At 40.7% G+C, this 25,674-nt stretch carries 29 protein-coding genes, 1 pseudogene and 1 riboswitch; of the genes and pseudogenes, 22 read left to right on the top strand and 8 right to left on the bottom strand.

The window, feature by feature from the left end; genetic code table 11:
* Positions 1–116: 116 nt before the first annotated feature.
* Complete coding sequence (locus ACE1TH_RS09895) at positions 117–239, bottom strand: YjcZ family sporulation protein (RefSeq protein WP_141556782.1); 123 nt, start codon at positions 237–239, stop codon at positions 117–119.
* A 167-nt stretch (positions 240–406) separates the two neighbouring features.
* On the opposite strand from ACE1TH_RS09895, the gene ACE1TH_RS09890 reads away from it, so the two are divergent.
* The gene (locus ACE1TH_RS09890) at positions 407–1,123 is read left to right on the top strand and encodes a sulfite exporter TauE/SafE family protein (RefSeq protein WP_375078869.1); all 717 of its coding nucleotides are present in this window, start codon (positions 407–409) and stop codon (positions 1,121–1,123) included.
* Positions 1,124–1,189: 66 nt separating this feature from the next.
* Here ACE1TH_RS09890 and ACE1TH_RS09885 read toward each other — a convergent pair.
* Positions 1,190–1,725, bottom strand: a pseudogene (locus ACE1TH_RS09885) (GNAT family N-acetyltransferase).
* A 175-nt stretch (positions 1,726–1,900) separates the two neighbouring features.
* A riboswitch (ZMP/ZTP riboswitch) is annotated at positions 1,901–1,979 on the top strand.
* 45 nt (positions 1,980–2,024) lie between these two features.
* Here ACE1TH_RS09885 and ACE1TH_RS09880 point away from each other — a divergent pair.
* A complete protein-coding gene (locus ACE1TH_RS09880; RefSeq protein WP_375078867.1) occupies positions 2,025–2,867 on the top strand; it encodes a bifunctional 5,10-methylenetetrahydrofolate dehydrogenase/5,10-methenyltetrahydrofolate cyclohydrolase in 843 nt (280 codons plus the stop codon).
* Positions 2,868–2,945: 78 nt separating this feature from the next.
* Positions 2,946–3,107: a hypothetical protein gene (locus ACE1TH_RS09875; protein ID WP_255224794.1), complete on the top strand. Its 162-nt coding sequence runs from the start codon at positions 2,946–2,948 to the stop codon at positions 3,105–3,107.
* 408 nt (positions 3,108–3,515) lie between these two features.
* Here the strand turns inward: ACE1TH_RS09875 and ACE1TH_RS09870 are convergent, their stop codons facing one another.
* The 4 genes from ACE1TH_RS09870 to ACE1TH_RS09855 all read right to left on the bottom strand — a co-directional run bounded on the left by ACE1TH_RS09870 (position 3,516) and on the right by ACE1TH_RS09855 (position 6,574).
* Positions 3,516–4,820 carry an acyl-CoA thioesterase/bile acid-CoA:amino acid N-acyltransferase family protein gene (locus ACE1TH_RS09870; protein WP_375078866.1) on the bottom strand — a complete coding sequence of 435 codons (1,305 nt, stop codon included), beginning with the start codon at positions 4,818–4,820 and terminating at the stop codon, positions 3,516–3,518.
* A 118-nt stretch (positions 4,821–4,938) separates the two neighbouring features.
* Complete coding sequence (locus ACE1TH_RS09865; protein ID WP_255224795.1) at positions 4,939–5,241, bottom strand: hypothetical protein; 303 nt, start codon at positions 5,239–5,241, stop codon at positions 4,939–4,941.
* Between the two features lie 64 nt (positions 5,242–5,305).
* Positions 5,306–5,560 carry a hypothetical protein gene (locus tag ACE1TH_RS09860; protein WP_099302273.1) on the bottom strand — a complete coding sequence of 85 codons (255 nt, stop codon included), beginning with the start codon at positions 5,558–5,560 and terminating at the stop codon, positions 5,306–5,308.
* A 141-nt stretch (positions 5,561–5,701) separates the two neighbouring features.
* A complete protein-coding gene (locus ACE1TH_RS09855; protein ID WP_375078865.1) occupies positions 5,702–6,574 on the bottom strand; it encodes a LysR substrate-binding domain-containing protein in 873 nt (290 codons plus the stop codon).
* Positions 6,575–6,681: 107 nt separating this feature from the next.
* Here ACE1TH_RS09855 and ACE1TH_RS09850 point away from each other — a divergent pair, with 107 nt between their 5' ends.
* From ACE1TH_RS09850 to ACE1TH_RS09825, 6 genes are all read left to right on the top strand, one after another.
* Positions 6,682–7,671, top strand: a complete 990-nt coding sequence (locus ACE1TH_RS09850) for a YeiH family protein (protein WP_375078864.1) — start codon at positions 6,682–6,684, stop codon at positions 7,669–7,671.
* Positions 7,672–7,845: 174 nt separating this feature from the next.
* Positions 7,846–8,145: a lmo0954 family membrane protein gene (locus ACE1TH_RS09845; RefSeq protein ID WP_099302270.1), complete on the top strand. Its 300-nt coding sequence runs from the start codon at positions 7,846–7,848 to the stop codon at positions 8,143–8,145.
* A gap of 24 nt (positions 8,146–8,169) precedes the next feature.
* Positions 8,170–8,775 (top strand): hypothetical protein, encoded by a 606-nt coding sequence (locus tag ACE1TH_RS09840; RefSeq protein WP_375078863.1) that lies wholly within the window; start codon positions 8,170–8,172, stop codon positions 8,773–8,775.
* Between the two features lie 49 nt (positions 8,776–8,824).
* Positions 8,825–9,532, top strand: coding sequence for a cell wall-active antibiotics response protein LiaF (gene liaF, locus ACE1TH_RS09835; protein ID WP_375078862.1), 708 nt, complete (start codon positions 8,825–8,827; stop codon positions 9,530–9,532).
* The gene (locus ACE1TH_RS09830) at positions 9,529–10,575 is read left to right on the top strand and encodes a sensor histidine kinase (RefSeq protein ID WP_375078861.1); all 1,047 of its coding nucleotides are present in this window, start codon (positions 9,529–9,531) and stop codon (positions 10,573–10,575) included. The genes liaF and ACE1TH_RS09830 overlap by 4 nt, the downstream gene beginning before the upstream one ends.
* Positions 10,572–11,201, top strand: a complete 630-nt coding sequence (locus ACE1TH_RS09825; RefSeq protein ID WP_099302266.1) for a response regulator — start codon at positions 10,572–10,574, stop codon at positions 11,199–11,201. Before ACE1TH_RS09830 ends, ACE1TH_RS09825 begins: the two co-directional genes overlap by 4 nt.
* 2 nt (positions 11,202–11,203) lie before the next feature.
* Here ACE1TH_RS09825 and ACE1TH_RS09820 read toward each other — a convergent pair whose 3' ends face one another.
* Entirely contained in the window at positions 11,204–11,833 is a 630-nt protein-coding gene (locus ACE1TH_RS09820; protein WP_375078860.1) for a copper homeostasis protein CutC, read from the bottom strand.
* Positions 11,834–11,916: 83 nt separating this feature from the next.
* Between ACE1TH_RS09820 and ACE1TH_RS09815 the strand changes: the two genes are divergently transcribed.
* The 4 genes from ACE1TH_RS09815 (at position 11,917) to ACE1TH_RS09800 (ending at position 16,407) form a co-directional block, all read left to right on the top strand.
* Complete coding sequence (locus ACE1TH_RS09815; RefSeq protein WP_375078859.1) at positions 11,917–12,714, top strand: GNAT family N-acetyltransferase; 798 nt, start codon at positions 11,917–11,919, stop codon at positions 12,712–12,714.
* Positions 12,715–12,911: 197 nt separating this feature from the next.
* Positions 12,912–13,715 (top strand): ABC transporter permease, encoded by an 804-nt coding sequence (locus ACE1TH_RS09810; protein WP_099302264.1) that lies wholly within the window; start codon positions 12,912–12,914, stop codon positions 13,713–13,715.
* A gap of 14 nt (positions 13,716–13,729) precedes the next feature.
* Positions 13,730–15,328: a teichoic acids export ABC transporter ATP-binding subunit TagH gene (gene tagH / locus ACE1TH_RS09805; protein ID WP_375078858.1), complete on the top strand. Its 1,599-nt coding sequence runs from the start codon at positions 13,730–13,732 to the stop codon at positions 15,326–15,328.
* A 17-nt stretch (positions 15,329–15,345) separates the two neighbouring features.
* Positions 15,346–16,407 (top strand): M20/M25/M40 family metallo-hydrolase, encoded by a 1,062-nt coding sequence (locus ACE1TH_RS09800; RefSeq protein WP_375078857.1) that lies wholly within the window; start codon positions 15,346–15,348, stop codon positions 16,405–16,407.
* A 34-nt stretch (positions 16,408–16,441) separates the two neighbouring features.
* On the opposite strand, the gene ACE1TH_RS09795 is transcribed toward ACE1TH_RS09800, so the two are convergent.
* Positions 16,442–17,476, bottom strand: a complete 1,035-nt coding sequence (locus ACE1TH_RS09795; RefSeq protein WP_375078856.1) for a hypothetical protein — start codon at positions 17,474–17,476, stop codon at positions 16,442–16,444.
* An 86-nt stretch (positions 17,477–17,562) separates the two neighbouring features.
* Between ACE1TH_RS09795 and ACE1TH_RS09790 the strand changes: the two genes are divergently transcribed.
* The 9 genes from ACE1TH_RS09790 to ACE1TH_RS09750 all read left to right on the top strand — a co-directional run bounded on the left by ACE1TH_RS09790 (position 17,563) and on the right by ACE1TH_RS09750 (position 25,450).
* Positions 17,563–18,036: a GNAT family N-acetyltransferase gene (locus tag ACE1TH_RS09790; RefSeq protein WP_375078855.1), complete on the top strand. Its 474-nt coding sequence runs from the start codon at positions 17,563–17,565 to the stop codon at positions 18,034–18,036.
* Between the two features lie 15 nt (positions 18,037–18,051).
* Positions 18,052–18,714: a GNAT family N-acetyltransferase gene (locus tag ACE1TH_RS09785; RefSeq protein ID WP_375078854.1), complete on the top strand. Its 663-nt coding sequence runs from the start codon at positions 18,052–18,054 to the stop codon at positions 18,712–18,714.
* A 192-nt stretch (positions 18,715–18,906) separates the two neighbouring features.
* Positions 18,907–20,973 carry a BglG family transcription antiterminator gene (locus ACE1TH_RS09780; protein WP_375078853.1) on the top strand — a complete coding sequence of 689 codons (2,067 nt, stop codon included), beginning with the start codon at positions 18,907–18,909 and terminating at the stop codon, positions 20,971–20,973.
* Between the two features lie 22 nt (positions 20,974–20,995).
* Positions 20,996–21,460 carry a PTS sugar transporter subunit IIA gene (locus ACE1TH_RS09775; RefSeq protein ID WP_099302258.1) on the top strand — a complete coding sequence of 155 codons (465 nt, stop codon included), beginning with the start codon at positions 20,996–20,998 and terminating at the stop codon, positions 21,458–21,460.
* A 13-nt stretch (positions 21,461–21,473) separates the two neighbouring features.
* Positions 21,474–21,758, top strand: a complete 285-nt coding sequence (locus tag ACE1TH_RS09770; RefSeq protein WP_099302257.1) for a PTS sugar transporter subunit IIB — start codon at positions 21,474–21,476, stop codon at positions 21,756–21,758.
* Between the two features lie 77 nt (positions 21,759–21,835).
* Positions 21,836–23,095 (top strand): galactitol-specific PTS transporter subunit IIC, encoded by a 1,260-nt coding sequence (locus ACE1TH_RS09765; RefSeq protein ID WP_099302256.1) that lies wholly within the window; start codon positions 21,836–21,838, stop codon positions 23,093–23,095.
* 33 nt (positions 23,096–23,128) lie between these two features.
* The gene (locus ACE1TH_RS09760; RefSeq protein WP_099302255.1) at positions 23,129–24,166 is read left to right on the top strand and encodes a zinc-binding dehydrogenase; all 1,038 of its coding nucleotides are present in this window, start codon (positions 23,129–23,131) and stop codon (positions 24,164–24,166) included.
* Between the two features lie 65 nt (positions 24,167–24,231).
* Positions 24,232–24,390, top strand: a complete 159-nt coding sequence (locus tag ACE1TH_RS09755) for a hypothetical protein (protein ID WP_176554342.1) — start codon at positions 24,232–24,234, stop codon at positions 24,388–24,390.
* Positions 24,391–24,394: 4 nt separating this feature from the next.
* Positions 24,395–25,450: a galactitol-1-phosphate 5-dehydrogenase gene (locus ACE1TH_RS09750; protein ID WP_255225348.1), complete on the top strand. Its 1,056-nt coding sequence runs from the start codon at positions 24,395–24,397 to the stop codon at positions 25,448–25,450.
* Positions 25,451–25,674: the final 224 nt, after the last annotated feature.

Below are 25,674 nucleotides of genomic sequence, written 5' to 3'. Positions count from 1 at the left end.
AATATTGTCAATTGTTTATAAGATTCTTTTCTTGGTGATTTTAAAAAATCCTGTTAATGCACGAAAAAAAATGACCCCGAAAGGTCATCTTTTTCTTACTCGTTTAGAAAGGCGAATTAGCAGTATCCGCCGCCACCTACATAAGAAGCTCCGATGATGATAAGCAAAATGAATAGTACTACTACTAATGCAAATCCGCCACCAGCTCCAGCTCCGTAACCACCGCCTGCGTATGACACTTGGCATGCCCCCTTCCTGCGTTTCTCTATATCAAGGTATGCAGGTGTACCCTAAATGGTTTGTAGTTTCTTCAAAGAATTTCAAAAGCAGGGCATTCGCCTAGATGTTTTGGCTTACGTGAAAATCGTGTTAAAGTAGGAGGGTTAAGGGATGGAGGCGCATAGGCGTGGTTAGTTTTTTATTTCTTTTAATCGTATTTTTTGCATCTATTCTTCAAGCGGCAACGGGCTTTGGTTTCTCCATTGTGGCAACACCGTTTTTATTATTTTTATTTGTGCCAGATGTGGCGATACAAGTGAATTTACTCGTATCCATTGTGATCTCGTTATTTTTGTTTATTCAAATTCGTCAAGATGTGTACATTCCTCTTGTTAAAAGACTTGTAATGGGGAGTATCATTGGGGCGCCTTTAGGTGTCTTACTTCTCCAACTCGTCAGTGAAACGGTTGTGAAAGCAAGTGTAGGTATCCTGTTAATTTTGGTGACAATTCTTCTGATTCTGCCATTTACTATGCGGCAAACAAATGGTCGAGATGTTGGGATAGGCGGTCTTTCTGGTACGTTAACCGCAAGTATCGGGATGCCTGGGCCTCCTTTACTCGCTTATTTTGCCGGCGTGAAGATGACGAAAGAACAAACTCGTGCAACGACACTGGCGTTTTTCTTGATTATTTATCCAATTAGTTTTGGATTACAGTGGGTGACGCTCGGTATTAGCGGAGATGTATGGGGACTTGTTGGCATGGCGCTGCCAGTAGTGGTGATCGGGCTGGTTGTTGGCCAACTGTTGTTTAAACGAATGAACCAAGTGTTGTTTCGCAACGTGACGTATGTGTTGCTTTTGTTAGCAGGGATCGGACTGCTTGTTGAAACGTTTCTATAAAGTGGCATCACGAAGAGACGAATGATCTAATTGAGGATGATTCGTCTTTCGCATGTCTGATAGTAGTCATGATTCGTTAAGGTAGTGGGATTGTAGTAAGCCCATATGAATAATGTCGATCCATTCGCCATTTCGGAAAATCGCTTCTTTACTCCGACCTTCTTGAACAAAGCCTACCTTTTCATAAACGTGATGGCTCTTTCGTTTGTGGAAAAGACACGTAACGATACTCGATGTAAGTTTAATTCTAAGAAAGCATACGACAGGAGAATCGAGAGCGCTTCAGTCCCATATCCCTTGCCCCAATAACTCTTCTCACCAATATCTAGAATGCATTCAGCATTCCGGTTTTTCGTATCGATTCCAATTAATGCCGTTACCCCGATGGCAACACAATCGCCCATTTGTTCAATGATGTACGATTTGGAGTGCGTATCGGAACGCATGACGTTTTCGACAAATGCCTGTGTTTCTTCATATGTATAGAGGTCGAGTGTAAGACTTGTTGAAGCCATAACGTCTACGTCATTTCGCCATTGGTGATAAGTAGGTGTATCGGTGGTTTCCATTTTCCTAAGTCGCAAGCGCGTTGATTGAAACATCTGTAATCTCCTTTTATTGATTGATTTACTGAAAATTTTAGCATTTTTTTGTGAGAACGACAAAAAAATTCAGAAATCACGTACAAATAGATTAATAGACTGTATTTTTGTTCGTATTTAGAATGGTTTTTTCTATTTTTTTTCGGAAGTGTGTGCTAAAATAAACAAAAACGTAAAGACTCTATGTGACTGGCGCAATGTGGATGACCACGAGGGAGCATAGAGCGTACTTGCCGTGCGCCTGGGCAGAGGGTAGAAATGTACCCTTTTCACGTTCAAATAAGGAAAGGATGGTTTGAATGAATACGCCCTTACTGTTAGATGGAGTAGAAGTATCAAATCAAATTAAACAAGACCTTGCAAAACGAGTCGAAGAACTCAATAACAAAGGAATTACGCCTTCACTTGCAACGATTTTAGTTGGAGAGGACCCTTCTTCTGCAACTTACGTGCGCATGAAAGGAAATGCGTGTCGCAAGCTTGGTATGGAATCCAAAAAGATTGAAATGCCGACAGAAACCACAACGGAAGAGTTGCTTGCGACAATCCAACAATTAAACGAAGATGATTCCGTTCACGGTATTTTGCTGCAACATCCCGTTCCGGATCAAATTGATGAGCGCGCCGCATTTGATGCAATAGCAATCGAAAAAGATGTGGATGGAGTTACAACTTTAGGTTTTGCGCAAAATGCATTCAACTTTGCACAATATCCGTCGTGCACACCTGCAGCGATTATGGCGATGCTCGATCATTATGATTTACCGATTGAAGGCAAACACGCTGTGGTTGTTGGAAGAAGTCCTATTCTCGGAAAGCCAGTTTCCATGATGCTTCTTAATCGAAATGCCACCGTTACGATTTGTCATTCTCGTACAAATGATTTAGAAACCCATGTGAAGCAAGCAGATATTGTCGTTGCTGCTGTTGGTCGACCAGAATTTATTAAAGGTGACTGGATTAAGCCAGGTGCTGTTGTTCTTGACGCCGGTTATAATAAAGGGAACATTGGTGACTGTGATTATGAGGGATGTGCAGCGAATGCGTCTGCGATTACGCCGGTTCCAGGCGGCGTAGGTCCTGTCACGATTTCGATGTTGTTAAAGCATACGGTTGATGCAGCTGAACGTGCACAAGCATAAAAAAGAAGTGAGAGATCAAGGGTAAATGATGACCCTTGATCTCTTTTTTTGATAGGATAAATAGAGGTGGTGACAACGTTGAACGCTGTGATCCAAGAAATCGCAAAGAGGTATCAGTTTGATTATCGTCAATGGTACTCTTATCTTTATTTCGATACTTATTTAGAAAAAAATCAACACGTCCTACAGATACTGGATAAAATGAAGTCTTACTTAGTAGCGGAAAAGTCGATTATCTAGAGATTTGCTTAATTTATTTGAAGCATCGGGCAATTTCAAAAAAATTTCGGAAGCTTGCTATGAGAATCGGAAAAGCCTTCGCAATTTGCTTACTGCTAGTCTTTTTTCGCTTCTTCTTCCGAAGGCGTCACCGCAATTTTTGAGAAATGATTTACTTCCATAATTTAAAATTGTCTTGAAAACGAAGAGCGAATTAGTTATTAAAGCATACGTAAAACAATATATTGATCATCATGTCTAGTGGGAACATATAATTTTGAGCATTTAACTGGCGGCGACTCCTGTGGGAAAAGCGTGCCATGTGAGACAATGTAGCGCGAAGCGCTGCGAGTGGCTCACGGTGCGCCCACGGAAAGCGTCCGCCAGGTAATAAAAAAGACTAAGCTCGTTAAAGAAAAAGACCAGTGCTTATGAATAAAGCAAGCTGGTCTTCTTCGTATGTTTGTATAGAAAATCTTGCACATGCTGCCACGTTTCTCTAGCGGCATCGGCATTTCCTTTTTTTGTACCACCAAAGTCCATCACCATGCCACCACCAACATGCATATATGTAGATGTTGGCATACCTGGAATGCCGTACGGAAAGGCAAGGAAATGACCGCCTTCTTCATAATAAAGATGTTCATTGTCTGTACATTTATCGTGGAGTTCATGCTGAACAATTCTGGCATAGTCCGCCGCTGGCCAACATTCATCTTTTTCACCAGCAATCGTTAACAAGGGAGCATGAATGTGTTTAACAGGAATGCGAACGTCGTCCAAATTGTTTGCTTTCCTTTGTGAAAGGGCCCAAATCGGTAAAAATGAAAAGGGTTTTCTTGTTAGGATACTTGTTCCCATTCGGAAGAAATGTTTCGTTGTATATGCAAATTTCAAATAAGGAATCGGTTTATTGCCCAGCGTCCATGCAGGGATAGGCGCGTAAATCGTATTACGCAAGCCTGACGTCACGTACGCGCTAGGTGCGCCTGCAATAACCGCTTGAAAACAATTGTAAGTAGATGCGAGCAGAAGGGCGAGTTCGCCACCTCGAGAATAACCGATAAGTGAAACGGTTTCGTCTACTGACGAATGGGTTTTAAGCCAGTTTGTTGCATGCTCAAAGTATTCTAGCGGCACATTTTCTAGATCTTTTGCCACACCCTCAGCTCCAAAATAGGCGAGCGATAGAACCGAGTATCCCTTGCTTGCAAGAAGAGCCGCTGCATGTTCATTAACGCCTCCATCTGATCCACCTAATAAAAGAACGCCAGGAAATGTGTGGTCGGTATCTGGGTAAAAAAGCGTCCCTACTACGTCAGGCTCATGGACTTGCACACGTTTAACGGTTTCATCATAAAATTTTCTATGTACTTGAACGAGATCGAGAGTGACGTTCTTGTTGTCTTTTAATGTAAATTCATAGGTGAGTGGGTGTGAGGTGCTTTTGTTAAAGTAATCACCAAATTTCTTATCTTTTCGATCCATTGACCAAATTAAGCCTTCAGGGTCAACACCTTGATAGGACCCAGATACAGGTGCATGATGTGCAAGGTGGATATTTCCATCTTGGTTCGCTTCGTATGTAGCACTTGCTGTGAATACAGCTTCCGTATCATCAGATGTTTTCACTTCAATCGTCATCTTTTGGTGAGAGCTACAATCATAAACCGAGATTTGTAACGGTTGATCGATAAAAGCATTTTGAGTCGTAATGACGAGTCGGGGATTCATAAACAAGCTCCTTTCTAAGTCGTCCTACCCAATATATACGTGTGAAGTTCAAAATTGTTCCAAAAAATGTTTAAAAAAAGAGAAAGCCCAGGTGCATCTACACCTGAGCTAAAATCTCTTAAACTTCTACTGCAACGATATCGTCACAACAAATTGTGATGATACGAACTTTTTTCTTATCACATTTGCACTCGTTATAAGAATTACAATCAGCATTTGCTAATTCTACTGTGTTTCCTTCAACACTTACGAAGCTACCAGATACACAGTCTCCACCTTTTAAGAATACTTTCACGTGCTCACCACGAGCGATATTTTTGAAGAACGTGTCACAACCACAGTCACCAGACCCGTAATTGTTTGAACCGTAATTGCCACAACCACAAGAGTCATAGCCATAAGAATTTCTTCCGTAACCCATTAATATTACTCCTCTCGATTTTAAAAAATAGTTTTTGTTTTTACCATGTGATCCTATTCATTTCTTAAACTTCAACAGCTGCGATATCATCACAACAAATCGTAACGATTCTCGCTTTCTTACATTTATCATCACAATCAACGTTTGCTAGATTTACAACATTTCCACGAACGTCTACAAACTCTCCTGAAACTTTACCGCCGCCTTTAAGAATAACTTTAACGTATTCTCCGCGAGCGATATGTTTGAAGAAACTTGAACAGTCACAACCATTTGAATAAGAGTAATCAGAGTAGCTTCCTCCGTAACCGTAACCCATCACGTGTCGCCTCCCTTCGCTTTGCTATGTTAATACTGTATGTAGCAAACCCTATGATGCATAGGCAATAGAAAGGGGACAAACGCTCGTTTTTGCTAGATTAGGTCATATGCGGACATAGAAGCGTGTAGGATACAGGACTTAAAATTGTTGTAAAGCGTGATTGATAAACAGTGTGGTGTTTTTTGTCAGTGGAACCCCTTTACGTAGGATAAAGGTGAATTTCCGCGCGTTGCTAATATGGAGGTGAGTTAATACATGAAGAGACCCGTGCCGTAGTTCTTCTTGTACAGCAGCTTCAGATAGTAACGCTAAGCCTAAGCCGTTTTTAACGCCTTCCTTCATTCCTTGAGTCGAACTAATGACCATTGTAGACTGGACCGTTAGTTGGTAAGCTTCAACCAATTCCTCAAACGATTGCCTTGTTCCGGAACCCTCTTCGCGAATGATCCATGCTTGGTTTTGGAGATCATCAATCGTGTTAAAGTGTTGAACATCTTGATCCGAACAAACGACAACTAAGCGATCGTCTTTAAATGGAGTTTGATCGATATTCTTTGCATGGACGGAACCTTCGACAAGTCCTATATCAACATCAAAGTGTTGGACTGCATGAAGAACCGCATCAGTATTGGCGATCATGACATCAAAGGTTAGGTTTGGATACGATCGTTTCAATGCTGCGATCATTTTTGGTAACAAATACTCGCCAATAGTAAAGCTCGCACCAATTTTAAGTAAGCCAGAGGCCTCATGGTTGCGGGCATACAAGCTTTCATGAATATGCCGATAAATATTCTGTATTTTCAAGGCTTCCTCATAAAAAAATTGACCATCTGGTGTTAATATAATTTGCCGCGTTGTTCTTCGAATAAATTGTGTCTGAAACTGCTTCTCCAAGTTTTTTATTTGCACGCTAACAGTCGGTTGAGAGAGGGCTCGTTTTTCAGCAGTTTTTGTAAAGTTTTTTTCCTGTACAAGCGTAATAAATGTTTCGATTTCGTCTATATTCACTATGAATCATCGCCTTTTTATTAAAAGTTTTAATAAATGTTATTATACTTATTCATTTCACAAATAGCGATTTTCTCCTTATGATTAATCGGTGAGGAGTGAACACCATGAATAAACATATGTTAATGGGAATTGGCCTAACGGCTTTTTTAGCTCTCATTGCTGTAGGGCTGGGCAGATTGCCGGGCTTTACGCTTGTGGGGCCCCTAATCATTGCGATGTTACTTGGAATGTTAATTGGGAATTGGACGAATCTTGATAAAGGATTGGATAAGGGGATTACATGTTCAACTAAAATATTTTTACGACTCGGAATTGTTTTATTAGGACTGCGCTTAAATTTGGTTGATATCCAAGCGCTAGGGTGGAATGGGTTTCTTTATGCTGGTACGTTAACGATTGTTGCATTCTTTTCTGTTTATTTCATTAGTCGAAAATTAAAGATTGACCATACATTGTCGCTTCTTATTGCAAGTGGTACGGCTATTTGTGGGGCTGCCGCAATAGCAGCTGTAGCGCCTGTTGTGCAAGCGAAAGATCGTGTTGTTGCGTTAGCCATCGCGACAATTGCTTTAGTAGGAACGTTCTTCACATTGATTTATACAGGGTTGTTTCCGCTTATACAACCGAATCCTGAAACATACGGCATATTTGCAGGTGGAACGTTGCATGAAATCGCTCATGTGGTGGCGGCATCATCAATTGGTGGGGAAGAGGCCGAAAATCATGCGATTATTATTAAAATGCTCCGTGTGATGCTTCTGATATCGGTTGTGTTCATTCTCTTGTTTGTGTACGAGCATAAAAAGAATGCGGGTCGACCATCTGTATCTTTAAAAACACTACCGATCCCATATTTTATAGTGGGTTTCTTGGCGATGAGTCTAATCCAAACGTTCAGCCTCTTGCCAGAAAGTCTTGTTTCAATCTTAATTGACTTGGCTTATTTCCTATTAGCAATGGCGATGGCTGGCTTAGGGATGAAAGTGAAATTTCATTCGTTTAAAGAAGTTGGATCTCGGTTACTTTTTGCGGGACTTGGAGGCTCAATAATTCTGGTTCTTGCTGGTTGGCTGCTTGTTGGTGTGATCTTTTAATGAAATGTTCTTAGGAGGATTGGTGCTGTTAAGTACCAGTCCTTTTTTCATTGCCGTTAACAGTTACAGATAGATATCGGTCTAGAGTCGTAGACGCAAATCATGCTTCAGCTCGTTTCGAAAGAGTTGTTCACATCGTAAGCTAGAAAGAACAAATCGACAGGAGGTGAAGACATGACAACAAAAGGCTGGATCATTCTTGGTGCGGTAGCTCTATCGATTGTCTTGCTATCGTCTTTAGGGGCGATGCTTGGACTTCTCGCTGGAGCGGGGCTTGCGTATTTAGGCTGGAGACAAGCGACACTAAGTGAAACGATTATCATGAAAATTTTATGGTGGATTGTTCTCATTATTGGCGTCTTGCTAGGGATTGGAAGCTTACCAGGAATTATTGGGGTTATTGCGCTTTATTTATTAATAAAGCTTTATGACAAATGGAAAGAAACAAAAGATTATTCGTATGACAAATTTTAAGGAATAGCGTATAGGAGGAGAACGATGTCTATTTTACAACAAATAAAAGATCAAGTTTCGGCGGATATAGAAGCGGTGCTTGAGAAAAGTAAGAAGAAGCCAGTGACTGATGACAAGCGCAGTCATGAAACAAAGCATCTCGATAAGCAAATGAAAATGTGGAAAGAGACCGTTAAAAAACAGCAAGAGCTGGAACAGTATTTTTATAATGAATGGCAAGACGCTGAAAAAATGTTAGCGAAACGAAAGGAACAACATGAGGTAGCTGAGCAAGCGCACGCAACTGAATTGATGGAAAGAGCAACCGTAGAAATGAATGGATATGGAGAACTAGCGCGTGAATACAAAGAATCTTATGATGAACAGAGAGAGCGTGTTAATAAGCTAGAGGAAAAAGGCAGAGCGCTTTATTTCTTAAAGAAAAAGATGGAGCGAATGAAGTTAACCGATTTTGCCCGAGCTGAGGAATCGAAAGCGGAAGAGAATGCGTCAAAATGGACGTACTATGTAGAAGAAAACGGCGATTTGCATGAGCAAGAAGAAAAGGATGAAGGAGATACAGAATCACGTCCAATCCTTGATTTTGATAAAGAAATCGAAAAACTTGCTGAAAAACATGAGAAGGCATAACGCTTTGTAGTATACTAAGCGGTGATTAAAGAGCGGAGGAGGGCAAAGGATGAAACGAAATCGAACAGATATTGTCGCATATATCTTCTTTGCCCTACTGGCTGCGACAGCACTTGAATTATTAATTAAAGTAGGGCCATTCATCTTATTAGTTGGTTCTGCGGCAATGATTTATTACGGATTAAAACGAATGAGCAGGCAAAAAGGGAAGTTTCTGTTTTATGGTGGTCTCGGTATTTTTATTTTGACGCTTCTTTCTTCGTCTTTCTTCCTACTGATCCTGTTCGGTGGAATGTTTTATATGCTGTATTTATTTTGGGAAAAAGCGAGTAAGCCGAATAAACGGGAAGTTAAAATAAATGAAGATGCTCCAATTGATAGACGAATACCTTTTGTTAAAAATATCTTATTAGGTGATCAACAGATTGATCATGAAGGTTTTCGAAGTGATGATATTAATATTCACACTGGAATTGGTACGACAGAAATTCACTTTGAAAAGACTGTTCTTCCAAAAGGAGATACAGTCGTTGTCATTCGCGGTTTTATCGGTAGGGTAAAGCTATATGTGCCGTATGATGCTGGTGTATCTGTTGAGCATGCATCTTTATTTGGCCAGTCCGATCTACTCGGAAAGCATAAAATTGGCTTTAATCAAAACGTAAAAATTAAAAATGACTCTTACGAGGATGCACCTCGTCGGCTTCGTATTTATACATCCCTTGTAGCTGGAGATATTGAGGTGATGTACCGATGAAGACAATTCGTACAGCTGGACTCATTGTTTTCTTTCTTCCGATCTTTTTAATAGGTACCGTATTATTCTACTTTCAAACAAATGGGTGGTTTGATTGGGAGCAGCTTTTTATTCGAAATACCCTAACGTATCACATCCCTATTTTTGTATGGCTTTTGACATTTTTCTTCATTGTTGCAATCGTTGTGCATCTGACTTTATCGATGATCTGGAAAAAAGATGTTCGAGCGCTGCATGTGTCACTTAAACACATCGTCAGCGGCAATACAAAGGAAAGTAAGCAACAGTTAGGGCAAGTGTCAAATGATTTCAAGCAAACGAAAGTGCTGATTCAGGAACTAGAAACAAGGGTGCGAAATCAAGCCGAACGTTCTCAACGAGTCTTGGAGCAGTGGACCGAAAATGAAACGAAATTAAAAAATGAACTTGTATTTAAAGAACGACATCGCATTGCAAGAGAGCTTCATGATTCGGTTTCACAACAATTATATGCTGCTTCCATGCTGTTATCAGCAGCAGTGAATCAGAAAAATGTTGAGGCAAGCGAATTGCAAAAACGATGCGAAAGCATTGAAAAAGTAGTCAACGATGCGCAAAACGACATGCGCGCGCTCCTTTTACAACTACGACCGATTCAATTAGAAAACCAAACGTTTAAAGAAGGGGTCGAACAATTAGTTGCTGATTTAGCAGAAAAACACCAAATTGATTTCTCGGTTCGTATTAGTTCGTTATCATTAAAACCAGGAGTGGAAGATCAGCTGTTTCGTATTACCCAAGAAGCCATTGCGAATGCGTTGCGGCATGCAGAAGCAAACGAAATCAGTGTGTTTTATGAACGCTTTGATGACTTTGGGTTATTAAAAATTACCGATGATGGCAAAGGATTTAATCAAAGTACCTCTCCCTATGGCTATGGATTACATAGTATGGAGGAGCGAGCGGAAGAGATTGGCGGAACACTAAAAATGATTAGTGTTGAAGGTCAGGGGACGAGTATTGAAGTCAGAGTACCGGTTATAGAAAGGGGGCAACATGCGTGATTTCAGTATTGCTTGTAGATGATCATGAAACGGTGCGGTTAGGGGTATCAGCGTTTTTATCTACGCAAGACGATCTTACGGTTGTGGGAGAAGCAAGTAATGGCAAGGACGGAGTCAGCAAAGCGCTCTCATTAAAGCCGGATATCATATTAATGGATTTGGTGATGGATGGAATGAATGGCATTGAAGCGACAAGAGAGATTCTATCGCAATGGAGAGATGCGAAAGTCATTATCGTAACGAGCTTTCTTGATAATGAAAAGTTACGACCAGCTTTAGAAGCGGGCGCAAAGAGCTATGTATTAAAAACATCAACCGCCATGCAAATTGCTGATGCGATCAGGAAAACGGCTCAAGGCATGTCCGTCCTTGATGAAAAAGTTCAAACGCAAATGATCTCAGCGTTTCAAACCGATGAACCGTTGCACCACACCCTTACAAATCGCGAAAAAGAAATTTTGAAATTGATGAGCGAAGGCAAGACCAATCAACAAATTGCCGAAGCGCTCTTTATTACAATAAAAACGGTTAAAACCCATGTGTCGCATATTTTATCAAAATTAGATGTGGCTGACCGGACACAAGCAGTCGTATATGCGTATCAGCAAGAGCTCTTTAAACAGTAGTCTTACCATAAAATGCGCGTACCGTGGAGCTCCGTAGTTCCAGTAATCTTAGCAAGGCTGGCTACATTTTTTGTTGTGATACCACCACCTGGCATGATAATAATACGACCTGCTGCGTACTCGTTATATGCTTTTAGGCGGGGGATGTTATCGTCAATCGCTTGATGAGGACCGTGAGTAAGGATGCGTTTAACGTGTAGCGAACTTAACTGGTCAATGGCATTGAAGGGATCCTTGATAGCATCAAAAGCCATATGAAATGTGACCTTCCTAGGATCGATGTTTGATAAGAATGTCTGCAAATGTGGAAGGTCTAGCTTATTGTTTTTTGTTAAGCAACCGAGCACAACTCCATCTACTCCTACTTCAGTGAAGGTCTTAATGGTTTGAGCCATTTCATGCACGTCTGCTTCACTATAGACAAAATCTCCTCCTCGTGGTCGAACCATTGCCATTACCTCAACACCAGTCCCCTTACACATGCGAACAACATTTTCGCAAATATCTGTTGAAACTGTAGTGCCTCCTATATGAAGGTGATCGCATAATTCAATGCGGTCTGCTTTGTACGCAATCGCCTTCTGGACGAACGTAGCATTTTCTAAACACACTTCTTTCACGATCGATTTCATAATTTTTCCTCCAACTTCCTAAAAATACTCGCTTTGTTTACAGAATACTTGTAAACTATAGAATAATTCAAGGGGGGAGCCAGATGATACGTCAATTGCAAAAAGAAGATCAAGAGACATGTCTTACGTTTGTGAGACAAAAGCCTGCCGAAAACCTTTTTATTATTGGAGACATTGAAGCATTCGGTATGGAAACGGACTTCCAAAAAGTATGGGGACAGTTCAATGAGGCGAATGAGCTTGTTGCGGTGCTGTTAAACTATCATTCAAGTTATCTCCCCTATGCCGAGGGTGCATACGATGCTGAAGGGTTTGCGACCATTATAAACGCAGATCCGAACTTTAAAGCGATGTCAGGATTAAAAGATGTCACGACACAACTTGATTCATTTCTTAAGAAGCCAATGAAGAGAAAGCAGACGTATTATGCAAAATGTAGTGCAATCAAAACAACCGTGCCATCAGCCATCAATGAAGTTCAACCAGCTCAACCTAAAGATGCGAAAGTATTGCTCGATCTGTTAAAACAAATTCCAGAGTTCAGCCAGTCGATGGAGACATCTGTTGAGAAAAAGCAAAAAGATCTTCGAGATGGGTTTTCCCGGTCCAGTATCGTACGTCACGGTGAAATCGTTGTGTCTGCTGCTTCAACTACAGCCGAAAACTCGAGTTCAGCGATGATTGTTGGGGTAGCAACGCTCCAAGACTTTAAACGAAATGGCTATGCGTCGGCATGTGTCTATGACGTGTGTAGGCAGTTATTTTCGGAAGGAAAAGAAGCGTGTCTGTTTTACGACAACCCAAGTGCTGGAGTGATTTACAAAAATATCGGTTTTGAAGATATCGGCTTATGGATGATGTATAACGAAAAGGTTGATTAATTGGTTATTTTTTCGCTTAATCGATTTTTGCAGCAAAACAGGCTTGCCAACAAACATTGTTGCAAGCTTTTTAAATTGTCAACGAACGTTAATAATGTTAAATGGCGATTTGATGAAGGAAGTGATATGATAGACAGGTGCAAAAAATGACGTGCACATGAATGAACGTATTTTTGAACGAATAAGGAGTACGGGTAATGAAAGCCTTATTACAATTGCTTAAAGAGCAATACGAAAATAAGCACTTAATTTGGAGGCTTGCAGCATTTGAACAAAAAAGTAAGTTTCAACTCCATTACTTAGGCGCTTTTTGGCAGTTATTTAGTCCGCTGATGCAAGTCGTGGTCTTTTTTGTTATTTTTGGGCTTGGTATTAGACAAGGACAAGATGTTGGCGATACACCGTTTTTTGTGTACTTACTTTGTGGATTAATTCCGTGGTTTTTTATAAGCCCGACCGTCCTTCAAGGATCAAACAGTATTCATAAAAAAATTAAAATGGTTTCAAAAATGAAATTCCCAGTAAGCGTACTACCTGCTATAACGATTGCAGGAAATTCAATTAGCTTTTTTGTTATGTTAGGAATTTTATGTGTGGTACTAGCCATATACTCTGTCTTTTCAGGCGTGTATTTATTGCAGCTACCGTATTATTTCCTATGCTTGTATGCTTTTCTTTATGTGTTTACGATCTTTAGTGCGACGCTCGCAACCGTTGTAAGAGACTATTATCAGTTTCTTGAAGCTGGGATGCGAATGATGTTCTTTTTAAGTCCAATTATTTGGGCACCAGATTCAATGGATGATCGCTTGCTTTCCTTTTTACAATTAAATCCGTTCTATTATATTTTAAACGGATTTCGAGATTCCTTTATTGGAGGTACGTGGTTTTTTGAAAATATCACGTATATGATTTATTTCTGGGCATTAATCCTTTTAATTGGATTCCTTGGTGCAACGGTCTTTAAGAAATTTAAAAACAGCTTTGTTGATTATTTATAAAGGGGATTTTGCGAATGAATCCTAAGATGAAATTAGAGGGCGTCACAAAAAAATATACGCTTTTTACGAGCAATAGTGAGAAGTTAAAAGCGATGTTTTTGCCGAAGATGCAAAAAGAAAATCGTGACTTTTATGCATTAAAAGATATTTCCCTGGAAATTTACGAAGGGGAGACAATCGGAATTGTTGGTATAAATGGTTCAGGGAAATCGACCATTTCGAATATATTAGCAGGCGTAATCCCACCTACAGAAGGGAACCTAGATGTTCAAGGCGAGACATCTTTAATTGCGATAAACGTTGGGTTAAATAACCAGTTAAATGGATACGAAAACATTGAGCAAAAATGTTTGATGCACGGATTTTCAAAAAAAGAAATCGATCAGCTTTTGCCATCGATTGAAGAGTTCGCCGATATTGGTGATTTTATGAACCAGCCGGTAAAGAACTATTCTTCAGGAATGAAGTCTCGATTAGGATTTGCGATTTCCGCTCATACAAATCCAGATATTCTAATTGTTGATGAAGCTTTATCTGTCGGCGATAAAACATTCTATCAGAAGTGTAAAGATAAAATTGATGAGTTTAAAGCACAAAACAAAACGATTATCTTTATCAGTCATAACATTAAAGAAATCAAAAACATTTCAGATCGAGTGTTATGGCTCCACAACGGTGAAACGCGTGCATTTGGCGATAAAACAAAAGTCGTAGAAGAGTACGAAGCGTACATTAATTGGTTTACGGCGTTATCAAAAGAAAAGCAGAAAGATCATAAAGAAGAATTGAAAATGCAGCGTTCAGTGGCAAACGTTGAAATGGCTGAAACTGAGACGTATGGACCGCGAGGAAAGAAAAAACATGCGAAGCGTAAAGATCAAGAACAAAAAAAGCACTCAGTTTTATTTTTTAGTCAGTTAGTTGTTCTGGTTGCAGTGTTTGTCGTTGCGGCATATCTATTAGCTGTACAGCCTCTTCTTTCAGCCGATGCTGAAGAAGAACAAGTGTCAACTGAAGAGGAAGTAGCTGTTTCAGAAACCTCTGGAGAAGACGACGATGACGGTTGGCTTGAGTATAGTGCTCCAGAACGTGCTGTAATTCAAGATGTGGATACGCCACTTTACACATCGAACGACAGCTCCACAGCAGTGATGACGCTTCCTTTTGGAACGGAAGTAGTGGTGACCGGTGAAAATGATGCGCAAACGGTTGTTCAAATTGAAAATGACGGGGACGACTTATTTATTGAAGCAGACGCGATTTTGTATGTTGATGAGGCTGAAAAAGTGAATCGTGACACGGTTGAAGCTGAACTATTGGACAGACATAACGTGTCTCTTACCGACATTGAAACAACGATGAATCAACCATATGAAGAAGTAATGGGTGCGGCTTCGTTTGAAGCTGCCGATGAGTTTGGCTATGGCTACTATGCATATGTGAATGAAAATCTGTTAAAAATAGATCAGCAGAATGAATTAGCTGCCATTCTCCTCACCGCAAATGAACAACCGTTAATAGAAGAAACACCCTTCTTCTATTTAGAAGAAGACGGGATCTATTTTTTGTGGAATGAAGAAAATGGTGTATTACTCGTAGCGGAAAATGAATAGAAAAGAGCTGGTTAAGTTTGGATAAATCCTTTTTGTTTGAATTGCTAAAAACCCCTTCTCCTTCTGGACATGAAGAAGCCATTCAGCATAAATGGCTCTCATACATGAGTGAACACGTGAATGACCTCGATACAGATCTAGCGGGAAACGCGATTGCAACAATTAATCGGGAAGCGACGTTTAGTGTGTTGCTAGCAGGTCATTGTGATGAGATTGGATTTATCGTGAAAGCGATTGATGATTCAGGTTTTCTTTACGTTGAAGAATTAGGAAGGCTGAGTCCCTTACCAGCGCTCGGAATGGAGGTCACCATTCACGCGAAGCATGGAAACGTGCGAGGGGTCTTTGGAGCAAATGCACAGCATCATGGAGGTGCAAAAGCAGATTTAACAATGGATGACTTATTTATTGATTGCGGCGCACGCTCAGCAGAAGAGGTACAGCAATCTGTTGAAATTGGTGATCCAATAACGTATAACATTGAGCCTGTTGAACTTCTTAATGGATGTATCCATGGAAGAGGACTGGACAATCGCACTGGCGCGTTCATCGTGGCAGAAGTTATGAAGCGTTTGTCTAAAGATTTACCTGAAGTATGTGTACATGGTGTAAGTACGGTTAATGAAGAAACGAACATGGGCGGCGCATATTTTGCTGGTTCACGTTTAAAGCCTGACTTGGCGATTGCCCTTGACGTGACGTTTGCGACAGATTATCCGTCAGCTCAACTCGGAAAAGTTGGAGAAGTTACACTTGCGGGTGGTCCTGTGCTGGCAAAAGGAGCCCCTATTAACAAAAAAGCAAATGAACGATTGCTACAAGCAGCAGAAAAATTGGGGATCTCTGTACAGTATGAATTGACGCCAAGAACGACAGGCACCGATGCTGATCAACTAAGATTAACAGGTGACGGCGTACCAATTGTTCTTGTTTCCCTCCCGCTTCGCTACATGCATGCACCTCGTGAAGTGGTGGCATTACAAGATATTGAGCAAGAGATTGACTTGCTCGTTACCTTTATAAAAGAGCTAAATACGAATGTTGATTTACGTCCAACTAGTTGGAAGAAGCAGACATAATAAAAACATGGAGCGATGCTTATGCTCCGTGTTTTTACTGTTTTATCCGAGGGTTTTGTGCAAGGATGTCTTCCGTATGTTTCCAAAAATGTTCGAGGTTGCTCATTGTTCCGTCTGCCAAGCCACGTAAATCCCTGCTTGCTTCAATCCCCATCTTTGCAAGAATCTCATGAAAATAAGGCAGTCTTTCTTGATGAAGATGTGGGGCATCTTTCGCTAAAATGATCTGGCAACGACAGAAAGTTGCAATGATCCAAAACAGGCTCTCGCGGTGCAGGTTCGCATGAATTAAAGCTTCACTCCCATCAATAGCGATCGGACGCCCAATTTTAGAAATATCGGTGGAAAAGAAAAAGGGTGTTCTCCCATGCTTGACTGCTAAATCGAATGTGACGGTCAAGTGTTCCAAACTTGATTGTACAAATGATCGAGTGACTTCACTGACGCATAATTGGTCAAGCAATTGCTCATAAACATCTGCTTTTTTATACGAAGTTAAAACCGGTTTTACATCTACGTACCGTTTCCGTACAGTCGGATTTTGCAAGTCTGCTGTTAAAAAGAGGTGTGTGAGCACGCCCGTAGGAAAGAGCCAATTCATTACCTGCTCATGGAAAGGGAGCGAGGTTGGAAGTGTTGTTAATCCGTCCCGTATTTTATGTTTCACCTGTAAACATCGTTGGTTGACCCACTTTAACTGAGTAAAATCATCTACGACTTGCTTTTGTAATGGAAGCAGGATTTTGTCTTTATCGGCAAGAATTGTCGTATGTGCAAAGCTATAGCTCAAATGGTAATCGGCCAGAATCGTCCCTTTATCTTGAAAAAGATTGTAGTCAAGATGGGTTACCTCTAATAAACAATTTTTATATGTGAATTTTCCTAATTTATAAGGAGGTACATTCGTTGAGACGACCATGATGTCAACATCGGATGACGATGGCCATGAAGAAGTGGGTGCCTGACCAATAATGGAACCTGCTAGATAGGCACCTTTAAATCCTTGTTCATGAGACGCGATTTGTGTGACCCATTCGTTTGCTAGTTGAATCGCTTGTGTTGTATTCAAAAAGAGACCCCCTTTCGCACGGTTTAGCTAGATTCAACAAATTATGACGGGTTCCTGCTACAATGACAGAAAAAGGAGAATGCAAATTGGATATTCGGTTTTTAAGAGAAAGCGATTTTGAACTAATTAATGGATCGATCAATGAATGGTGGGGAGGAAGACAAATGCAAGGGATGCTGCCACGTTTGTTCTTCACTCATTTCTCAAATACTAGTTATGTTGTGGAAGATCACGAAATATTAGTCGGGTTTCTCGTAGGGTTTCAGTCTCCTGCTGAACCTGAACGTGGCTATATCCATTTTGTCGGGGTTGCCCCTAACTCCCGCCGTGCTGGAGTCGGTTCTTTTCTATATAAAACATTTTTTGAAAAAATGAACTCCCTTGGGGTGAGAGAAGTGTACGGCATTACATCGCCTGTGAATAAAAAGTCGATTGCCTACCATCAACAAATGGGCTTCTCAATTGTCAAAGGTACAAAAGAGATTGATGGAATCTCCGTCCAAGAGAATTATGATGGAGTAGGTGTTGATCGGGTTGTGTTTAAAAAGGATTTGTCGTAACAGGAGGAAATCATCATGGAAGAACTTCAATTTATCGAATTAAAAGCTCAACAGATTGAGGCATTCGAACGTTTACAACAACATGTCTACGACCAGCTGGAGCACAAAGAACAACTGTCAACGTTAAGTCATGGTGAGATTCACAACATTTTAGCGGGGAACGGCATGATTGTTGGTGTTTTTACTGAGAAACGTTTGATTGCTGCAAGGGCACTCCTTGTACCAGATGTCGATGAAGATGAGCATTTAGGGAAAGACGCTGGTCTATCAAGAGATCAATTAAAAGAAGTCATCTATCAAGAAATTTCTCTTGTACATCCTGAATATAGGGGGCGACGGTTGCAACAGCAAATGGGGGAATGGTTAAATTGTAGACTGAAAAAAGAAGATCAGCCTTATCAATATGTATGTGCAACAGTTGCGCCAACAAACCTCCCTAGCATGGTCGATAAACTGAAGCAAGGAATGGAGATTGTTGCACTTAAAGAGAAGTATGGAGGAAAGCTCCGCTATATTTTCATAAAAAACATAAAAAATCCGTCTTCATCGTTTTATGAAACGACCGTTGACGTCTGGCTAGACGATCATGAAAAACAAAAAGATCTGATTCGCCTTGGGTACAAAGGGGTTTCTCTTAAGAGGGAAAATGATACGTATTTCATGGTGTATGGAATGTAGAAAAGTGTCGAAAACAGCTGCTTTTTAGAGCTGTTTTTTTATTATGGAAGGAATGGAAGAAAAATGGGTAAACTTGGAATGAGGAATGTAAAACACAATGATGTACAAAAGATGTTCGATAAGTTGGGATGAAAGCGCATACTTTCATAATAATATTGATGTTACAATCAAATCAAGAAAGGAGGGATTGCATTGGCATTGAATGATCGAAGCCAAAAAATTCTCAATGAGATCATCAGTAATCGACAAATTACGAGTGGCGTAATTGAAAAAAAATACGAGTTAAGCCGTCGCCAGCTTGGATACACCATTCAAAAAATTAACGAATGGCTAGGATCCGAAGATCTCCCTGAGATAGAACGAACGAGGCAAGGTCATTTCATTGTTGAGCAGTCTGTTTTTTCAAAGTTATCACGTCAACCTGCGGACGCATCAGTCGTCACACAGGAACAAGGGTTTTTAACAGAGGAGCAGCGCAGTCATTATCTTTTATTTATGCTTCTAGCCAACAAAGAAGAATTATCGTTGTTTCACTTCCAATCGGAGTTAGGTTATAGCAAAAATACGATATTAAATGATTTAAAACGTGTGCAGGAGCGGTTAAACGAATTTAACCTTGATATTTATTACTCCCGTCGCGAAGGCTATCTGCTCCAAGGAAAAGAGCTCAACATCCGAAAGCTTCTTATTCATCTAGTTGATTTAGCGAAACACTCAAATCAAGAAACGATGTGGTTAGAAGACGTTGCGAACATTGATAAAGACGAGATAGAAGATTTGCAGAAGCGAATTGAAAAAGTGGAGCAACGTTTAGGGATTCGTTTTACCGATGAAAAAATGTTGGCAATGCCTTATATCTTTCTCTTAGTTTTAAAAAGAATCGCAAGTGGTTCTGTACTTGAACCCTTCCCAATTGAATATGAAGAGTTGTCCGATACAAAAGAATATCAGGCAACCGAGTACATTTTTCAAAATATGGATAATGTACCAAAGCAAGAACGTCTTTTTATTACACTGCATTTACTTGCGGCTAATGTTCACTGGTCCGACTTACTAACAGAGGATGACTCGATTCCGGATTTAATTCCAGCTCTTTCAAATATGCTTCGGTCGTTTGAAAAGAGTGCTTGTATTTATTTACAGGAGCGCGAGTTGTTATTAAAGAAACTGGTACAACATACAAAACCGGCGTATTATCGCATTCGTTATCAGTTAACAGAAATGGAAACGGTTCAAAATCCATTTAGCAAAGAATATCGAGAACTTCACCATCTTGTGAAGCGAAGTCTAGGGCCATTAGAAGAACTGTTTGGAAAAGAGATCCCGGAAACGGAAGCAATCTACTTAACGATGCTCATTGGTTCTTGGATGACTCGACAGGGTGAAAGTATAGACAAAAAAATAAAAGCGATTGTTGTATGTCCACAAGGTGTATCGGTTTCACGGTTAATGTTAAAAGAACTGAAGGAATTGTTTCCAGAATTTATCTTTCTTGATTCTCTATCTGTTCGACAGTTCAACTCCTATGAATTGTCCTACGATCTGATTTTCTCACAAACGTCTTTAGCAACAGAAAAGTTGCTTTATGTAACGAAAGCGTTTCTCAGTCGAGAAGAAAAGTATCGTTTGAAGCAGCAAGTCATGCAAGATATTCACGGGTATAAGCCAACAACGATTAATATTGATCACTTAATGGATATGATTAGTGGTTATGCAACGGTTGAAAATGAAAACGATTTAAGAAAAGCCTTACACGGTTATTTCTTTCCAACTGAAAGCAATACGTACGCTGATGAAGCACTGCAAGACAGTCTTAGTACCTTTTTGACTAAAGGAGTCATGCAACAGCTAGACGCTGTGGAAGATTGGGATGAGGCATTAAGGCAAGCCTCAAAACCTTTAGTAGACCAAGGAATTGTCGAACCACGTTATGTTGATGCGCTTGTCGCGAATAAAGATCGAGATCCTTATATAGTTATAGGTCCTGGTCTAGCGATTCCGCATGCGGCGCCAGAAGAAGGCGTCATCCAAACGGGAATGAGTTTGTTGCAGCTAAAAGAGCCTGTTCACTTTACAGAAGAAGAACAGATTCACGTCATCATCGTGATTGCTGCTAAAGACAAACATCAACATATTCGAGCTTTAAGGCAGCTTATCAAGCTTGCTGGCTCAACTAAAGATCGTCGAGCATTTTTACAAGCGCCATCAATAGAGAAAATGGCAAACATCATTATGGCCTATTCGATGGATGAGGAGTAGAGAGAATAGAGGTGAAACCACAATGCGTCTTGATGAATCAACTATATTACTTGATATCAACGCCACAGATAAAGAAAGCGTTTTGAAGCAAATGTCAGACAATCTTGTTCGTGAAGGGCTTGTTAAAACAAGTTTTGTCGATGCCATTATCGCGAGAGAAAACGAATATCCGACTGGTTTACCTACTGCTGGAGTGGCGGTAGCAATCCCGCATACGGATGTGGAACACGTAAACGAGAAGACGATCAGCATTGGTCGTCTGAAAGAGGCTGTCCCTTTTGGCATGATGGGAGGCGACCCTTCTGAGCAAGTGCAAGTAAAAGTTGTGTTTATGCTCGCAATGAAGGAAGCGCATGCACAGCTGACATTATTACAGCAATTGATGCAACTCTTTCAAAACGAAAGCAAGTTAATGCAAATTGTAAACGCATCATCTAAAGAAGAAGTAAAACTATTAATCGATGACAGTCTCGAATTGACTGTATAAGGAGGAACTAATCATGGCAAAGAAAAAAGTATTAGTCGCATGTGGAGCAGGAATCGCAACATCAACGGTGGTAAACAATGCAATCGAAGAAATGGCAAAAGAACACAAAATTGCTGTAGATTTGGTTCAAATTAAAATTTCTGAAGTAGGTGCACACCGCGATACAGCAGACCTGCTTGTAACAACAGCAATGACACAAACTGAATATCCTTTCCCAGTTATTAATGCACGTTCATTTTTAACAGGAATCGGTACAGACAAAACAAAACAAGAGATTTTGGACGCATTAAAAGCATAATCGCATAAAACCATTATGAATGAAGACGGAATTTCTAGTGTGACTGGGAATTCCGTTTCAATAAAGGGGGAACAACCATGGATGGATTTGTTGATTTCATTCAAGGATTCTTAGATTTAGGTGCGACGGTTATTTTGCCGGTAGCGATCTTTATTCTAGGATTAGTATTTGGACAAAAACCAGGAAAAGCCTTTCGCTCCGGTTTAACAATTGGAATTGCGTTCGTCGGGATCTTCCTAGTAGTAGACTTACTTGTTAACAATTTAGGGCCAGCTGCTCAAGGCATGGTGGACAGATTAGGCGTAGAACTAAACGTAATTGATGTTGGTTGGCCAGCTTCGTCTTCAATCGCATGGGCTTCCGTTGTGGCAGCATTTATTATTCCGTTAGGTCTTGCTGTAAACGTCATTATGTTATTAACAAAGACAACAAAAACAATGAACGTCGATATTTGGAACTTCTGGCATTACACGTTCACAGCGGCAATGGTTTATGTCGTTTCTGGAAACATTTTTATTTCATTACTTGCTGCAATCATTTTCCAAGTTGTCTGTTTGAAAGTTGCAGATTGGACAGCTCCAATGATTAGTAAATTTTACGATCTACCAGGTGTTTCAATTGCAACAGGTAGTACAATCTCGTATGCACCAGGAATCTTCTTAGTTAAAGGGTTGCAAAAAATTCCTAAAGTGAAAGACTGGAATGCAGATCCAGAATCCATTGAAAGACGCTTTGGCATCTTAGGCGAATCGATGTTTATTGGTTTAGTGCTTGGTGCCACGATCGGTGCCTTAGCCGGCTATAGCGTTGGTGAGATTGTTGAAATTGGTATCGCGATGGCTGCAGTTATGGTCTTGATGCCACGTATGGTAAAAATCTTAATGGAAGGTTTGTTACCTGTATCTGAGTCTGCCCGTGAATGGTTAAACAAGCGCTTTGGTGATCGTGAAATCTATATCGGTCTAGATGCGGCAGTTGCTTTAGGACACCCAGCCGTTATTTCAACAGCTTTGATCCTTGTACCAATTACAGTTGCAATGGCGGTACTATTACCAGGAAACGCGCTCCTACCATTTGGCGATTTAGCAACCATTCCATTTATCGTTGCATTTATCGTAGGTGCTGCTCGCGGAAACATCGTGCATTCTGTTATTGTCGGGACCGTCATGATTGGGATTTCCTTATATGTTGCAACAGACATGGCGCCAATCTTCACGACGATGGCACAAGAGGCAAGCTTTAACATGCCTGCTGATTCAGCAATGATTTCAAGTATCGACCAAGGTGGAAACATCGTGAACTGGGTTATTGTTCGATTCTTCGGTCTATTTTACTAACTGAACGAAATGCAAAAAGGAGGATGAATCACCATGAAGGCACTGGTTAAAACAGACCATGGATTTGGAAACTTAGAGATACAAGACAAACCAGAACCTATACCAGCAGCAGAGCAAGTCAAGATTAAAGTTCGATATGCAGGTATTTGTGGTACCGATCTTCATACGTATGAAGGCCATTATAAAGTCGGCGTACCTGTAACACTCGGACATGAATTCTCCGGGGATGTTGTTGAAGTAGGTGAAGCAGTAACTTCTGTAGCTGTAGGGGATCGGGTAACATCAGAAACAACGTATTCAGTGTGTGGGGAGTGCGAATATTGTCAAACGAAGGACTATAATCTTTGTAGTCAGCGCAAGGGGCTTGGCACGCAACAAGACGGTGGTTTCACAAACTATTTAATCGCAAGAGAAGCAAGTGTGCACAAATTGCCTGACGGAGTCGATTACAAAGCCGCTTCCATGACAGAGCCACTCGCTTGTACGTATCATGCTGTAGAAAAAACAGAAGTCAGCCAAGGAGATATCGTTGTGGTGCTTGGACCAGGAGCGATTGGACTTTTAACCGCTCAAGTCGCAAAAAGTAAAGGTGCCAAAGTGATCATTACTGGTTTAAATAGCGATAAAATTCGTCTTGAAAAAGCGAAAGAGCTTGGGATTGACTACGTTGTGAATATTCAAGAAGAGAACTTAAAAGATGTTGTTGATGGCTTAACAAACGGATATGGTGCGGATATTGTGTATGAATGTTCAGGAGCCGTACCAGCTGCCAAACAAGGGCTAGACCTTCTTCGGAAAAAAGGACAATATTGCCAAGTTGGTATTTATGCTACACCAGAAATACCGTTTGACTTAGAGAAGATTGTTCAAAAAGAAATACGTGTGGTTGGAACAAGAAGCCAAAAGCATGCCGATTGGCAGCCATCTCTTGAACTATTAAATCGTGGGGACGTCAATGCAAAAGCCCTTGTTACCCATGAGTATGACATTACACAGTGGGAAGAAGCCTATCAAGCAATAAAAAGCGGTGAAGCGATTAAAGTGTTGCTCACTCCTGTAAACGAAGGATAACAACCATATGGTAAAGAAGGAAGAGATCGCTCTTCCTTCTCCCATACTTGATGGAGGGAACAAAGATGACAGACATGTTTTTAGATTTTATGCTTGGACCAATACGAGGAATCGGTGATTTTTATTTTGAACATCAAATGATTTTTAACACGTTAGTCGTAGGGATTGCGTTTGTTGCTTTAATTCGTAAACGTAAAGGAAAGCAACCAAAGGAGCAGTCGTAACGTGATGGAATCGTTGAAATTATATGGCGTTCAAGATATTCGTTATGAGGACGCGGAAGTGCCAACGCTGAGCCATAGCGATGATGTACGCATTAAAATCTCTACCGTTGGGATTTGTGGGTCGGACTTGTCTCGCTTTAAAAAGCTCGGACCATACGTTCCAGGGACAATATTTGGTCATGAATGTACAGGCGTAATTATCGAAACAGGCTCATCTGTTACTCATCTTCAAGAAGGGATGCGTGTGGCGGTGTGCCCAACGTTTCATTGTGGTACGTGTCAACACTGTCTATCTGGTGAGCCAAGCAGGTGCAGTTCACTACATGTTGTTGGCGCAAAACAAGACGGCGCATTTGCAGAATATATCGTTTTGCCATCATCTCACGTGTTGCCGTTGCCCGACGAAGTGGATGAAGAAAGTGCTGCGCTTATTGAACCGTCCGCAGTAGTTGCTCATGGATTTTACCGCACAAAGATTAAGCCTGGTGCAACTGTGGCAATTATGGGATGCGGGAGCATTGGTCTGTTAGCCATCCAATGGGCAAAAATCTTTGGCGCTAGCCATATTTTTGCGATTGATATTGATGACGAAAAATTGGCTATTGCAAAGGAAATGGGTGCGGACAGTGTCGTAAACTCGAAAGAACGCCCAGCCCATGAACAAATTCGGGAAATAACGAATGGTTTAGGAGTAGACGTTGCAATTGAATCAGCTGGTTCACCAATCACGTCAGCACAAGTGCTTGCCTTACCTAAAAAAGGTGGCGAAGTCGTGTATTTAGGCATTCCATACGGAGATGTTCCGATTGAGCGTTTTTACTTTGAACAAATTGTTCGAAATGAATTAAGTATACATGGATCATGGAACGCGCTTTCAACACCATTTCCTGGACGAGAATGGGAAGCAACAATTCACTACATGAAAACCGGGGCACTGAATGTGGCGCCAATGATTAGCCACCGACTCCCACTGGAACAAGGACCAGACGTATTTCAACGAATAACGTCAGGAGAAAAAGGCTTTGTGAAAGTCCTTTTTTATCCACAAGCGAGAGGATAAAAGATCATAAAGTCGAATGAGTATCTTATCAACTAGGTAAGATACTTTTTTACGTGTGGAGGGACTAACTTGGAATTTAAGCCACTGGCTACATCACGATTAGATTTAATTCGTATCACGGAATCTTATACGAAAGACTTTTTCTCGATTATGTCGAGAGAAGAGGTTACAACATACTAGGGCGTAAACATAAAAAAACTCGCCAACCGCATGAGTTGGCAAGT

The organism is Shouchella sp. JSM 1781072, from assembly GCF_041949915.1.
Taxonomy (GTDB): Bacteria; Bacillota; Bacilli; order Bacillales; family Bacillaceae_D; genus Shouchella.
The sequence above is the reverse complement of the archived record's forward strand: the minus strand, read 5'-3'. Positions and strand labels throughout refer to the sequence as shown.

Excerpts from the sequence above, each read along its gene's own strand:
- ACE1TH_RS09860 (WP_099302273.1), bottom strand. The coding sequence starts at position 5,560 with ATGGGTTACGGTTACGGAGGAAGCTACTCTGATTACTCTTATTCAAAT.
- ACE1TH_RS09775 (WP_099302258.1), top strand. The coding sequence starts at position 20,996 with ATGCGTCTTGATGAATCAACTATATTACTTGATATCAACGCCACAGAT.
- ACE1TH_RS09870 (WP_375078866.1), bottom strand. The coding sequence starts at position 4,820 with ATGAATCCCCGACTCGTCATTACGACTCAAAATGCTTTTATCGATCAA.
- ACE1TH_RS09750 (WP_255225348.1), top strand. The coding sequence starts at position 24,395 with ATGGAATCGTTGAAATTATATGGCGTTCAAGATATTCGTTATGAGGAC.
- ACE1TH_RS09880 (WP_375078867.1), top strand. The coding sequence starts at position 2,025 with ATGAATACGCCCTTACTGTTAGATGGAGTAGAAGTATCAAATCAAATT.
- tagH (WP_375078858.1), top strand. The coding sequence starts at position 13,730 with ATGAATCCTAAGATGAAATTAGAGGGCGTCACAAAAAAATATACGCTT.
- ACE1TH_RS09810 (WP_099302264.1), top strand. The coding sequence starts at position 12,912 with ATGAAAGCCTTATTACAATTGCTTAAAGAGCAATACGAAAATAAGCAC.
- ACE1TH_RS09760 (WP_099302255.1), top strand. The coding sequence starts at position 23,129 with ATGAAGGCACTGGTTAAAACAGACCATGGATTTGGAAACTTAGAGATA.
- ACE1TH_RS09865 (WP_255224795.1), bottom strand. The coding sequence starts at position 5,241 with ATGGGTTACGGAAGAAATTCTTATGGCTATGACTCTTGTGGTTGTGGC.
- ACE1TH_RS09755 (WP_176554342.1), top strand. The coding sequence starts at position 24,232 with ATGACAGACATGTTTTTAGATTTTATGCTTGGACCAATACGAGGAATC.
- ACE1TH_RS09830 (WP_375078861.1), top strand. The coding sequence starts at position 9,529 with ATGAAGACAATTCGTACAGCTGGACTCATTGTTTTCTTTCTTCCGATC.
- ACE1TH_RS09850 (WP_375078864.1), top strand. The coding sequence starts at position 6,682 with ATGAATAAACATATGTTAATGGGAATTGGCCTAACGGCTTTTTTAGCT.
- ACE1TH_RS09770 (WP_099302257.1), top strand. The coding sequence starts at position 21,474 with ATGGCAAAGAAAAAAGTATTAGTCGCATGTGGAGCAGGAATCGCAACA.
- ACE1TH_RS09845 (WP_099302270.1), top strand. The coding sequence starts at position 7,846 with ATGACAACAAAAGGCTGGATCATTCTTGGTGCGGTAGCTCTATCGATT.
- ACE1TH_RS09815 (WP_375078859.1), top strand. The coding sequence starts at position 11,917 with ATGATACGTCAATTGCAAAAAGAAGATCAAGAGACATGTCTTACGTTT.
- liaF (WP_375078862.1), top strand. The coding sequence starts at position 8,825 with ATGAAACGAAATCGAACAGATATTGTCGCATATATCTTCTTTGCCCTA.
- ACE1TH_RS09840 (WP_375078863.1), top strand. The coding sequence starts at position 8,170 with ATGTCTATTTTACAACAAATAAAAGATCAAGTTTCGGCGGATATAGAA.
- ACE1TH_RS09785 (WP_375078854.1), top strand. The coding sequence starts at position 18,052 with ATGGAAGAACTTCAATTTATCGAATTAAAAGCTCAACAGATTGAGGCA.
- ACE1TH_RS09765 (WP_099302256.1), top strand. The coding sequence starts at position 21,836 with ATGGATGGATTTGTTGATTTCATTCAAGGATTCTTAGATTTAGGTGCG.
- ACE1TH_RS09820 (WP_375078860.1), bottom strand. The coding sequence starts at position 11,833 with ATGAAATCGATCGTGAAAGAAGTGTGTTTAGAAAATGCTACGTTCGTC.